The sequence below is a fragment of the Streptomyces roseolus genome (assembly GCF_014649855.1).
Lineage (GTDB): Bacteria > Actinomycetota > Actinomycetes > Streptomycetales > Streptomycetaceae > Streptomyces > Streptomyces roseolus.
The window spans coordinates 46,924-59,621 of sequence record NZ_BMTV01000005.1; the positions used below are offsets into that span (position 1 = coordinate 46,924).

Annotated in this window: 9 protein-coding genes; 7 read left to right on the top strand and 2 right to left on the bottom strand. The window is 74.8% G+C overall.

The window, feature by feature from the left end:
* Positions 1-2 precede the first annotated feature (2 nt).
* From pucL to IE245_RS07320, 4 genes are all read left to right on the top strand, one after another.
* Positions 3-926 carry a factor-independent urate hydroxylase gene (pucL, locus tag IE245_RS07305; protein WP_189945917.1) on the top strand — a complete coding sequence of 308 codons (924 nt, stop codon included), beginning with the start codon at positions 3-5 and terminating at the stop codon, positions 924-926.
* 92 nt (positions 927-1,018) lie between these two features.
* Positions 1,019-2,437 carry a nucleobase:cation symporter-2 family protein gene (locus IE245_RS07310; RefSeq protein WP_189945918.1) on the top strand — a complete coding sequence of 473 codons (1,419 nt, stop codon included), beginning with the start codon at positions 1,019-1,021 and terminating at the stop codon, positions 2,435-2,437.
* Between the two features lie 48 nt (positions 2,438-2,485).
* Entirely contained in the window at positions 2,486-3,874 is a 1,389-nt protein-coding gene (locus IE245_RS07315; protein ID WP_189945919.1) for an 8-oxoguanine deaminase, read from the top strand.
* A gap of 396 nt (positions 3,875-4,270) precedes the next feature.
* Positions 4,271-5,620: a nucleobase:cation symporter-2 family protein gene (locus IE245_RS07320; protein ID WP_229851144.1), complete on the top strand. Its 1,350-nt coding sequence runs from the start codon at positions 4,271-4,273 to the stop codon at positions 5,618-5,620.
* An 89-nt stretch (positions 5,621-5,709) separates the two neighbouring features.
* Here IE245_RS07320 and IE245_RS07325 read toward each other — a convergent pair whose 3' ends face one another.
* On the bottom strand, positions 5,710-6,309 hold the full coding sequence (locus IE245_RS07325; protein WP_189945921.1) for a hypothetical protein: 600 nt from the start codon (positions 6,307-6,309) through the stop codon (positions 5,710-5,712).
* Positions 6,310-6,468: 159 nt separating this feature from the next.
* Here IE245_RS07325 and IE245_RS07330 point away from each other — a divergent pair, with 159 nt between their 5' ends.
* From IE245_RS07330 to IE245_RS07340, 3 genes are all read left to right on the top strand, one after another.
* Entirely contained in the window at positions 6,469-7,404 is a 936-nt protein-coding gene (locus IE245_RS07330) for a fibronectin type III domain-containing protein (protein WP_229851126.1), read from the top strand.
* 124 nt (positions 7,405-7,528) lie between these two features.
* On the top strand, positions 7,529-9,439 hold the full coding sequence (locus IE245_RS07335; protein WP_189945923.1) for a hypothetical protein: 1,911 nt from the start codon (positions 7,529-7,531) through the stop codon (positions 9,437-9,439).
* A gap of 88 nt (positions 9,440-9,527) precedes the next feature.
* On the top strand, positions 9,528-11,345 hold the full coding sequence (locus IE245_RS07340; RefSeq protein ID WP_189945924.1) for a hypothetical protein: 1,818 nt from the start codon (positions 9,528-9,530) through the stop codon (positions 11,343-11,345).
* 6 nt (positions 11,346-11,351) lie between these two features.
* Here the strand turns inward: IE245_RS07340 and IE245_RS07345 are convergent, their stop codons facing one another.
* Positions 11,352-12,497 (bottom strand): GDSL-type esterase/lipase family protein, encoded by a 1,146-nt coding sequence (locus tag IE245_RS07345; RefSeq protein ID WP_189945925.1) that lies wholly within the window; start codon positions 12,495-12,497, stop codon positions 11,352-11,354.
* Positions 12,498-12,698 lie beyond the last annotated feature (201 nt).

Genomic DNA, 12,698 nt, shown 5'->3' on the forward strand with positions numbered 1-12,698 from the left:
ACATGCCCACGATTCTCGGCCAGAACCAGTACGGCAAAGCAGAGAACCGCGTCGTCAAGATCACGCGGGACGGCGCCACCCACCACATCAAGGACCTGAACGTCTCCGTCGCCCTCTCCGGCGACCTCAGCGACGTCCACCTCACCGGCTCCAACGCCAACTGCCTCCCCACCGACACGACGAAGAACACCGTCTTCGCGTTCGCCAAGGAGTACGGCATCGAGTCCGCCGAGCAGTTCGGCATCCACCTCGCCCGCCACTTCGTGACGAGCCAGGAGCCGATCAAGCGGGCCCGGATCCGGATCGAGGAGTACGCCTGGGAGCGCATCGCCTCCTCGGACGCCAACTCCAAGTTCATCGGCGCCGACGAGGTCAACCACTCCTTCGCCCGCAAGGGCCAGGAGACCCGCGTCACCCAGATCACCTACGACGGCGAGAAGTGGGAGGTCATCTCCGGCCTCAAGGACCTCGTCGTCATGAACTCCACCAACTCGGAGTTCTGGGGCTACATCAAGGACCAGTACACCACCCTCCAGGAGGCGTACGACCGCATCCTGGCAACCCAGGTGTCCGGCCGCTGGCGGTTCAACTGGACCGACGACGAGCAGCGCATGCCCAACTGGGAGCGGTCCTACGAGCAGACCAAGAAGCACATGCTCGAGGCGTTCGCGGAGACCTACTCGTACTCCCTCCAGCAGACGCTCTACCAGATGGCCACGCGGATCATCAACCACCGCGCGGAGATCGACGAGGTCCGCTTCTCGCTCCCCAACAAGCACCACTTCCTGGTGGACCTGGAGCCCTTCGGGCTCAAGAACGACAACGAGGTCTACTACGCCGCGGACCGCATGTACGGCCTCATCGAGGCCACGGTCCTGCGCGACGGCGCCGAGGCGCTCATCCCGGTCGACATGACCAACCTCTGAGTGGCACCACATCTCTGAGCGGCACTGAGTGAACCGGTCCCCGCCCGCCCGCAGTCGGGCGGGGACCGGCACCAGACCGGAGGGAACCCAGCATGGCACTGCCCGCACAGGGGCCGGCGACCGCCGAAGGCCCGTGTTCCACCCCGTCGACCACCGAGGCCCCTGCCCAGGCCGCCTGCCATCCGGTCGACGAGAAGCTCCCCGCCTCGCGGCTCGTCCCCGCGGCACTCCAGCACATCGCCGCCATGTACGCCGGCGTCGTCACCCCTCCGCTCATCATCGGCCAGGCCGTCGGCCTGGACGCGGCCGGGATGACCCGGCTCATCGCCGCCAGCCTCCTGATCGCCGGTCTCGCCACCATCCTGCAGACCCTCGGCATCCGGAACTTCGCCGGCAACCGGCTCCCGTTCGTCAACGCGGCCTCCTCCGCGGGCATCGCGCCCATGCTGGCCATCGCCGAGACGAGCGCCCCCGGACACCAACTCCCCGCCATCTACGGCGCGGTCATGGTCGCCGGCGTCTTCTGCCTCGCCGTCGGCCCCTTCTTCGGCCGGCTCCTGCGCTTCTTCCCGCCGCTCGTCACCGGCGTCGTCATCACCCTGATCGGCGTCACCCTGATGCCGGTGCCCGTCAGCTGGGCCCAGGGCGGCGACAAGACCGCCGCCGACTTCGGCGCCATGAAGTACCTCGCCCTCGCCGGCTTCACCCTGGTCGTCGTCCTGCTCTTCCAGCGCTTCGGCCGCGGCTTCGTCAAGCAGATCGCCCTGCTCCTCGGCCTGCTCATCGGCACCCTCGCCGCGATCCCCTTCGGCATGGCGGACTTCTCCGCCCTGCGCGAGGCGCCCGTCGCCGCCCTGCCCTCCCCCTTCGCCTTCGGCGCCCCCGAGTTCCAGCCCGCCGCGATCCTCTCCCTGTGCATCGTGATGCTGGTCCTCATGACCGAGTCCAGCGCCGGCATGCTCGCCCTCGGCGAGATCTGCGAGCGCCCCAGCGACGGGGGGACCATCACCCGGGGCCTGCGCACCGACGGCATCGCCACCCTGCTCGGCCCCGTCTTCGGCGGCTTCCCCACCTCCGCCTTCGCGCAGAACGTCGGCGTCGTCTCGCTCACCCGGGTCCGCTCCCGCTACGTGGTCGCCGTCGCCGGCGGCGCCCTCCTGGTGCTCGGCGCCTTTCCGGTCCTCGGCGCGGTCGTCTCCATGGTCCCGATGCCCGTCCTCGGCGGCGCCGGCATCGTCCTCTTCGGCTCGATCGCGGTCAGCGGCATCCGGACCCTCTCCGAGGCCGGCCTCGACGACAGCTCCAACATCATCCTGGTCGCCGTCGCGCTCGGCGCGGGCATCATCCCGCTCGCCGCTCCCACCTTCTACGCCGGCTTCCCCGCCTGGGCACAGACCGTGCTCGGCTCCGGCATCAGCGCGGGCGCGCTCGTCGCCGTCCTGCTGAACCTGTTCTTCCATCATCTCGGCACCCGGAGCCGTCAGACGGCCCCGGCACTCAAATCCTCCTAGGGTCCTGCCGTGCCCACCCCACCCATGAGGAATGAAGGAAGCACCGCCATGGCAGCACCTTCGGCAGCCCAGCGCATCGTCATCGAGAACGCGGCGATCGCCACCGTCGACGCGAACGACACCGAGTACGCCTCCGGGTACCTCGTCGTCGCCGACAACAGGATCGAGTCCCTCGGCGCCGGCAAGGCCCCCGAGAACCTGGAGAACGTGGTCCGGCGGATCGACGCCACCGGCCACCTGGTCACCCCCGGCCTGGTCAACACCCACCACCACTTCTACCAGTGGATCACCCGGGGCCTGGCCACCGACCACAACCTCTTCGACTGGCTGGTCGCGCTCTACCCGACCTGGGCCCGCATCGACGAGCAGATGGTGCGCGTCGCCGCCCAGGGCTCGCTCGCCATGATGGCCCGCGGCGGCGTCACCACCGCCATGGACCACCACTACGTCTTCCCGAAGGGCTCCGGCGACCTCTCCGGCGCCATCATCGGCGCCGCCTCCGAGATGGGCGTGCGCTTCACCCTGGCCCGCGGCTCCATGGACCGCAGCGAGAAGGACGGCGGCCTGCCGCCGGACTTCGCCGTCGAGACCACCGAGGGCGCGCTCGCCGCGACCGAGGAGACCGTCAAGAAGTTCCACGACGCCTCCTTCGACGCGATGACCCAGGTCGCCGTCGCCCCCTGCTCGCCCTTCTCCATCTCCACCGAGCTGCTCCGCGAGGGCGCCGCGCTCGGCCGCCGCCTCGGCGTGCGCATGCACACCCACGGCTCGGAGACCGTGGAGGAGGAGAAGTTCTGCCACGAGCTCTTCGGCATGGGCCCGACCGACTACTTCGAGTCGACCGGCTTCCTCGGCGAGGACGTGTGGATGGCGCACTGCGTCCACATGAACGACTCCGACATCGCCGCCTTCGCCCGCACGAAGACCGGTGTCGCCCACTGCCCGTCGTCGAACGCGCGCCTCGCCGCCGGCATCGCCCGCGTCCCCGACATGCTGAAGGCGGGCGTCCCGGTCGGCCTCGGCGTCGACGGCACCGCCTCCAACGAGTCCGGCGAGCTCCACACCGAGCTCCGCAACGCCCTCCTGATCAACCGCCTCGGCGCCCACCGCGAGGCCGCGCTCAACGCCCGCCAGGCCCTGCGCCTCGGCACCTACGGCGGCGCGCAGGTCCTCGGCCGGGCCGACAACATCGGCTCGCTGGAGGCCGGCAAGCTCGCCGACTTCGTCCTCTGGAAGATCGACGGCCTCGGCCACTCCTCGATCGCCGACCCGGTCACCGCCATCGTCTTCGGCGCGGCGGCCCCGGTCACCGCGTCCTTCGTCAACGGCAAGCAGATCGTCGAGAACAACCGGCTGCTCACCGTCGACGAGGACGCCATCGCGCGCGACGCGCGCACGGAGGCCCAGCGCCTGGCCCGCATCGCGGCCCAGGGCTGACCCTCCCCCCGGAGTCCGGTCGGGGGGGACGGCCCCCGACCGGTCGCCGCGGACCCGAGCGGGGTCCGCGGCAGCCCGACCGGGCGGCGCCGTACGCACCCGTCGTACGGCGCCGCCCGGGACGGCCACATCCGCCCGTCCCCCCACCGGGCGTCCCGTCCCCGCGCCGCACCCCTTCCTCCGGCGCACCGCACCGCCCCGCACCGAGCCGCACCTCCTGCACTTCGCACCGCATCGCACCACCTCCCTGACACCCGCGTCACCGCCGACGTGTACCCGACCGGAGGAACCGCCGTGGCCGACGAGCCCCAGGTTCGCAATGCACAAGACGCAGGCACCACCGACCCCGGAGACCGGACCAGGCATCCGGTCGACGAGACCCTGCCTCCTCTGAAGATGTTCACCAGCGGCCTCCAGCACGTGGCCGCCATGTACGCGGGCGTGGTGGCCCCGCCCCTGATCGTCGGAGCGGCCGTCGGCCTCTCCGGCACCGAACTGACCTTCCTGACCGGCGCCAGCCTCTTCACCGCCGGCCTCGCCACCTTTCTCCAGACCCTCGGCGTCTGGAAGATCGGCGCCAAGCTGCCCTTCGTCAACGGCGTCACCTTCGCGGGCGTGGCCCCGATGATCGCCATCATCGACACGACCGAGGACAAGGCCGACGCCCTGCCGATCATCTTCGGCGCGATCATCGTCGCCGGTCTGCTCGGCTTCCTCGCCGCGCCGTGGTTCTCCCGCCTCGTGCGCTTCTTCCCGCCGGTGGTCACCGGCACCGTCATCACCCTCATCGGCATCTCGCTGCTGCCGGTCGCCTTCGGCTGGGCACAAGGACCCAACCCGGCGGCGAAGGACTACGGTTCGGGCAAGTTCCTCGCCCTGGCCGCCGTCACCCTCGCGATCGTCCTGCTGCTGCGCCGCTTCACCCGCGGCTTCCTGAAGCAGATCGCGGTCCTCGTCGGCCTGGTCCTCGGCACCCTGATCGCCATACCCTTCGGCGTCACCGACTTCTCCCCGGTGACCGAGGCGGACGTCGTCGGCTTCCCGACCCCCTTCCACTTCGGCGCCCCGCAGTTCGCGCTCGCCGCGATCATCTCCATGTGCGTGGTCATGCTGGTCTCGATGACCGAGTCCACCGCCGACATGCTGGCCCTCGGCGAGATCGTCGAGCGGCCCGCCGACGAGAAGACCATCGCGGCCGGTCTGCGCGCCGACACCCTCGGCTCGGCGATCAGCCCGTTCTTCAACGGCTTCATGTGCAGCGCCTTCGCGCAGAACGTCGGCCTGGTCGCCATGACCCGGATCCGCAGCCGCTTCGTCGTCGCCTGCGGCGGCGGCATCCTGGTCCTGATGGGCCTCTCGCCGATGATGGCCTCGCTCATCTCGGTGGTGCCCCGCCCGGTCCTCGGCGGCGCCGGCGTCGTCCTCTTCGGCTCGGTCGCGGCCAGCGGCATCCAGACCCTGGTCAAGGCCGGCCTGGAGAAGGACAACAACGTCCTCATCGTCGCCGTCTCGCTGGCGGTCGGCATCATCCCGATCACCAAGCCGGACTTCTACCACGCCTTCCCGGAGACCGCGCAGATCATCCTGGACTCCGGCATCTCCACCGGCTGCGTCGCCGCCGTCCTGCTCAACGTGGTCTTCAACCACTTCGGCCGGCGCGCGGACGACGACGAGGTGACCGCGCCGATGGAACCGGGCGACGAGATCTCCGAGACCCGCACCGCCAAGGCGGCCCACGTCCACTAGCCACCGCGGGGCCCGCGCCACCCGCCCCGCCCGCCCCGGCCCCCGCGCACCGCGCGGGGCCCGGGGCGGCGGCGTGCCGTCCGGCGCCCTCACCGCGACTCCAGGGCGATCCGCCGGGCGCACTCGGGCGCAAGGGCCGGATACGCGGCGGCGATCGCCTCGTACTGCCTGCGCCGCAGCAGCCGCTCGGCCTCGCGGCGGCCCGTGTCGCCGTACAGCCCGTCGAGCAGCGTCTCGTACCGCGCCAGCGTCTGCCGCAGATAGCCCACCTGCCACCGCGCCGGCGCACCGGGGGAGGCCCCGCCGCCCCCGCCGCCCGCCCCGCACGCCGTCATCAGCCGCCGGTGGCGGGCCGCCCGCCGCTCCAGCTCGGCCGCCGGCAGCCTCGGCACCAGGAGCGGCTCGGCCCGGATCGCCGCGAGGACGGCCGCCCGCCGGCCCTCGGCCAGCGCCCCGACGGCGCCGCTCCGTCCCGACGCGGCCAGGGACGAGGAGGCCGCCACGAACTCGGGCGTCCGCTCCACGGCCTCCACCCGTGCCAGCAGGTACAGCCGCAGCGGCATGATCGCGTACCGCCGCGGATCGCGGCCCTGCACGTCCGGAAGCCCCAGCAGCTCCCGGATCATCACGTCGCTCCAGCCGCGCCGCCGCACCCCGGCCGGCGACACGTAGAGCCAACGGTCCGTCATGATCCCCCCACACCTCGACTACGGAGAGTAACGGTCCCAGTGAAGCGGACCCCACTGACAACGCCCCCTTGCCAACCGCCCGACTCGCGTGCGATATAGGTCTGGACCATTCCGACGGACGGAGGCCGGCCCGTGCAACGCCCGCTCGCCACAAGCCTGTTGACCGCACTCGCACTCATCGCCGCCACCGTCCTCACCGCCTGCTCCGGCGCCGGCCCGGCGGACTCCACCCCGCCCACCACCCCCACCGGCCTCACCGCGGCCTCCGGCAGCTCCACCACCGTCCACGTCATGTGGGAGGCCGCCACCGACGACCGGGCCGTCACCGGCTACCAGGTCCTCCAGGACGGCCGCCCGGTCAAGGACCTCCCCGCCACCACCCTCATGACCGACATCACCGGCCTCGCCCCCGGCAGCCGCCACACCTTCGCCGTCGTCGCCCGCGACGCCGCCGGCAACACCTCGCCCGCCGCCCCCGCCGTCGCCACCACCACCCTGCGCGCCACCACCGAGGACCGCGAACCCCCCACCGCCCCCCGCACGCTGCGCGCCACCCCCGACGGCACCACCGCCGCCGTCCTCACCTGGACCCCCGCCCGCGACGACACCCGCGTCACCGCCTACGACGTCCACCAGGCCGGCGTCCGCATCCACACCGCCCCCGGCACCGCCACCACCGCCCGCCTCACCGGCCTGCGCCCCGGCACCGCCTACTCCCTCACCCTGCGCGCCCGCGACGCCGCCGAGAACTCCTCCCCGGACAGCCCCCCGGCCGAGCTCACCACCGCCCCCGCCCCCGGCGCGCCCCCCAACACCTCCCCGCGCGCCCTCGCCGCCACCTCCGCCGACGGCGAGATCACCCTCACCTGGACCCCGCCGGAGACCGGAGGTCCCGTCACCCACCACGAACTCCACATCGACGGCCGCTTCGCCACCACCATCGTCTGGGGCGCCGCCCCGCCCGCCGGCCGCGCCACCTACACCTTCCCCGCCCAGGCGAAACCCGGCACCACCTACACCCTCACCCTCCGCGCCCGCCTCCCCGACGGCACCTGGGGCGACTTCTCCGCCCCACGGGCCGTCACCGTCCGCTGAGCCGCCCGTCGGTCGCGGGGCCGTCCCCCACCCGCCGGGGCGACGGGTCATAGGATCGTGTGATCAGGGCGGGGCGGTGGGCCGGCACGGCCGGGGCCATCGAGAGCGGACGACGAGGACCAGCGTGACGAACCCGATCGCCTCCGGCGGCGGCGAAGACCTGAAAGGGTTCGAGGCGATCCCGGCCCTGGACGCCGTCGCCCGCGCGTTCGGCCTGACCGCGCCTCGGGGCGCCGCCGCCGAGGAGCTCTGCGCACTCGTGGCCGCGGCCGGTGCGGACCACCGCCCCCTCGACCGCTGGCTCGCCCCCGGCGGCCCCGAGGCGGCCGAGGACGCGGCGGTACGCGTCACCGCCGACGCCCTCCGCGCCTTCCTCGCCCGCCGCGCCGAGGCCCTGGCGGCCCGGGAGCGGGCCGCCGCCGCGGCGGGCCCCCGCTGGACCGCGCTGCCCCCGGCCCTCACCGGGAAGCCGCCCGCAGACGAGCGGGCGCTCGCCGCGCTGCGTCCCGAGGGCCTCGGCCTCGCCCCGCTCACCCGCGCCCGGGCCGCCGACCTCGCCCAGTGGCTCTCCGGCCTCGCGGCCCGTCTGGAGAAGGCCGACGCGCACGCCTCCGCCCTCGCGGCACTCCTGGGCCGCGACGCGCCCCGGACCGTCCGGGAGGCCGAGGAGCTGGTCTCCCTCGCCGGCCTGGGCACGGGCCCCCACCGGGCGCCGGAGCACTGGCTCGACCCGGAGGCGCTGCCGCGGGTCCGCGCGGCCCGCGCCGAGCTCGCCGACGCCACCCGCCGTCTCGCCGAGACGGAGGCGGCCGCCACCGCCACCTTCCGCCCCGAGATCGTCACCCTTCCCGAACTCTCCGACGTCGCCCGCCGGCTGACCGAGGGAGCACGCGGCCTCGGCGGCGCGCTCTCGAGCGCCGTGCGCGCCGACCGCAAGATCATCAGCGCCTTCACCACCGCCGGGACCTGGCGCCGCGACCTGTACGACAAGCTGCCCCTGGCCCTCGCCTGGAGCGCCGCCCACGACCGGCTGCGCTCGCTCGTCCGCGTCCACGGCGCGCTGCTCGGCCGGTACGCGACGCCGGTGCTCGCCGACCCGACGGTCCTCGACGCAGCGCTCGGCCACGCCGAGGCACTCCACCGCCTCGCGCCCGACACTCTGGCCGACCCGCGGCGCCGCGGCCTCCTCGCCGGGCAGCTCGCCGACGGCCGCACCCCCGCCCCCGAACTGACCGGCCACGTCGCCGCGGTGCGGGACGCGCTGGCCGACTGGCGGGCGGTCCTGCGCGGGCCGCGGCTCGCGGACCGCGCGGAGGAGCTCGCCGGGCAGCCGCTCGGCCGGGCGGCCCGCTGGGCGGGCGCCCACCTGGCCCCGCTCGCCGCGGCCATGGAGCTCCTCGACGCCGTCGCGGCGGCCGGCCGGGGCGACGACGACCCCCCGCACGCCCCCACCCTGGAGGAGGCGCGGACCGTCCTCGACGCGGTACGCGAGGCCCGTCTGGCGACCGAGGCCCTTCACGCACGGGCCGGGGCCGACCGGCTGCTGCTCGGCCCCTGGTACCAGGGGCTCGACACCGAGCCGTCCGGGATCGGCGCACCCCTCCCCGACGCCGCCCCGGGGCAGGCGGCCGCCGGCGAACTCCTCGCCCGCGCCCGGGACCTCGCCGCCCGCGCCGACGGCCCCCACGCCGAGGACCGTCACCGCGAGCTCCTCGGCCGGTACGCACCCGATGCCGACCCCGGTACCGCCCCAGGCCCCGGCACCCTCGCCCTGCGGCAAGCCCTGGACATCGCCCGGACGGCGGAACGGCTCGCACCGGACGCCCTCGCGGACCCGGAGCGCCGGGCCCGCCTCGCCGGCCGTCTCGCCGACGGCCGCCCGGTGCCCCGCGACGCCCTGCGGCAGGCCGAGGAGATCCGCGCGGCGCTGTCGGACCGGCGGCGGGGCGCTCCGGGACGACGCCGGCGGACCCGTACCGGAGGAGCACGACCGAGGACCACCGGGGACGCCCGGGGCGACGGCCGCTCCGGCTGAGGAGGACGGCCCGGCACGGACGGAGGCCCGCCCCCGCCCGGGGGTGTCCCTCAGGCCGTTACCGGTGCCCCCGAACTACCCTGGAACCGTGGCCGAGACCGTTCTCACCAATACCGGGCTGGACAGGTTCCTGGAGCTGCTCGACGGCAGGCCGGAGCACCGTGACCCCGCGTTCCGCCGGGCCGCCGAGGTCGTCCTCGGCCTCCTCTCGCTGCGCGGCGCCGACCGGGCCGGCGGGCTGCCCGAGCCCACGCCGGAGCTGGTGCGGCGCCTCCTCGTCGAGGACCTGCCCGCCTTCGTCCACGTCGCCCCCGGCGAGCTGGCCGGCTACCGGGCGGTCGTCGGCGAGCTCGCCGGGCGGTTCGACGACGGGCTGCGCGAGCGGATCGCGGCCGTCGTCGAGGAGAGCGCCGGGGACTTCGAGCGCGCCATGGCCGACCCCGGGAACCTCACCTGGTACCGGTGGTACGCCTCGCTGCTGCGGACCGTCGGCACCGACCTCGCGGACGCCGAGGACGTACGGCGGCGGATCGGCGCCCTCGACGGCGCGCCGCTGCCCGACGGGGTCCTCCGCGCCGACCTCATGGGCCGTACCGCGCTCGCGGACACCGTGCTCGCCGAGGCCGTCGCCCGCGCCTACGTCCGGGACGCCGAGGAGCCGTCCGCCGCCGGGCCGCTCCTCACGGACCACGCCGTGGCCGAGGGCGTCGGCCGGGTCGCCGCCGCGCTCCTCGACCGCTGGACCGCGGCCGGCCTCGCCGACCAGCTCGCCGGCGCCTACGCCCGCTTCGCGCCCGGCCCCGACGACTTCCCGCACCTCGTCCTCGCCGACGCCCTCCTCGACGAGCACATGGACTACTACGGCGACCCCTCGATCCCCGTCCCGCCGCCCGTCGCCGCCGAGCCGGTCGCCGGGCCCGCGGCGGCGGACGACGTCGAGCGGGACGCCGACGCCCTGCTCGGCGCCGTCGAGGAGCTGGCCGAGGAGGAGCACGAGCCCTACGGCGGCGAGGCCCCGCACCTGCTGTACGCGCTCTACCAGCGCGGCTGCGCCGCCGACTCGGTCGCCCGGCGCGCCGCCGAGTACGAGGACTGGACCGTCGACCCGGCCCTGGAGGACGTCCCCGTCACCGTCCCGGAGGGCGCCACCGGCGCCTACGTCACCCCGCCCGTGCCCGAGCTGGTCCGGCTGCTCGGTTCCACCGGACTCGGCGAGGACGACCGGGCCCGCCTGGAGCGCCCCGCCCGCGAACTCGCCGCCGTCGCCGACCGGCTGGCCGCCACCGGCCTCGTGCTGCGCTCCGGCGACGCCTTCGGACTCACCCCGCGCGGCGCCGCCACCGTCCGCTACCTCCTCCGGGCCCGCCGGGTCGCCGCGCCCACGACGGCCGAGGCGGTCGCCTGGCCGGCCGCGGAGCTGGTGGCCGCCGCCGCGCGGTGGCCGCACGCGCCCGCCGCGCGCGTGCTCGCCGCGTGGCTGCACGCCCGCGGGGACACCGCCGACGCCTGGACGGAGCTGCTGGCCGCGCTGGGCTCCGTCCACGCCCACGCCGCCGAAGGGGCCGACGTGCGCGCCCTGTTCGGGCTCCTCGACACCGCCACCGCTCCGCCCGGCGCGCTGCGCGGCGCGCTCCGGGACCCGGTGGTCGGCGCCCACGCGCTGGACGCGCTGCGCGCCCGCGGCGAGGAGGCCGACCCGGTGCAGGTGCCGGCCTCCGCCCGCGCCCTGCACCTGCTGGACCGGCTGCCCGGGAAGAAGGGACCGCTGGAGTCCCGGCGGGCCGCCTTCGACGCGGCGGCCGCCGAGTGGCCGGGCGGCTCGGCCGCCCTCGTCCGGATGATGGCCGAGGCCGACCGGCACGGCACGGAACGCGTCCTCGGCCCGCTGGGCATCAGGCTGCCGTGAGGTGCGTCAGCCCGTCGTGAGGTACATCCCCGAGGGGCCCGCGCCCGCCGTGTTCCGGCAGGCGCGGTGGCCCGACGGGACGGCGTGGATCAGCGCCAGGCAGCGCCCGAGGGCCTGCTGGCCGTACGCGTTGGGGTGCATGGACTCCTGGACGAGCCCCTGGGTGGACTGGCTGTCGATCCACCGCGCCCACTCGCTGGACGCCCCCGACGGCGGCAGGGACGCCGTCACCTGACGGCTGGCCTTCGCGCACACCTCGCGCCCCTGGAGGGCGCCTTGCAGGTCGAGGAACTGCGCGCCCTTCGCCACGGCGACCTGCCGCAGCCGCCCGGAGAGCTGCGGGACGAGGGAGTCCCGCGCCCAGTCGGAGTCCTTGTTCCAGAACGGGCAGCCGCCGGTGTTCGTGCGCGACCAGCCGCTCTCGGAGTAGCGGTTCTCGGCGGCGCGGGGGAGCGGCGAGGGGTAGGACTGGAGCACGATCCGGTAGTCGGAGGCCGTGTAGCCCGCGCCGGTCATGACCGCGCGGACCTCGTCGACGGCCTTGCCGACCGAGGCCATCACGGCGTCGATCCGGGCGTCGACCTCGGCCTGCTGGTCGTCGTGGCAGTAGGAGTACCAGACGATGTAGTCGGTGGCGCAGGTGGTGATGATGTCGGCGAAGCCGAGGTCGTTGCCGCCGATCGACAGGGCGATGAGCTCCACGTCGTGGGAGGCGGCGACGGCGGCCAGCCGGTCGGCCTGGGGGGCCTCTCCCTTGTACGCCCGGCCGCCCTGGGCGGCGCGGAAGACGTTCTCGGTGGTCGCCCCGGAGCAGGCCAGGTTGATCAGGGAGCTCGCGACCGGTCCGGCGCTCCTGACCTCGGAGACGTCCGAGCGGTGGCAGCCGCCGGCGGTGGAGCCGTACACCCGGGAGGGGTCGTGGCCGCTGCCCGTCCAGGCGCGGTCGGTGCCGTCGCGGCCGCCGGTGTTCGTGAGGCTGTTGCCGAGCCAGCGGCCGGCCTCGCCGGAGATGTAGCTGTCGCCCATGGCGACGACGGCGGTGGGGCCGCTGCCGGGGGACGCCTGGGCGGCGGGGGCGGCGGCGGTGGCCAGTCCGGCGGCGGTACACAGTGCCAGGAGTGCGCGCAGCGCGCGGTGGGGGGGCGAGGGCATGGCTGTGTGCTCCTGCGGTACGCGGTGACGTGGGGGACAGCCGCCGGCCGGTGGCATGGCGGAATCTCGCACGCGCCGACTTGTTACCGCTAGGTAGCCGCATGTCTCGGTTGCGTCACTTCCCCTGTGACACGACAGGGCCCGGGCCCCGGAGCTGTGCGTTCACCGGGGGGCCGGGCCCTGTACGGGGGTGCGTCGGAG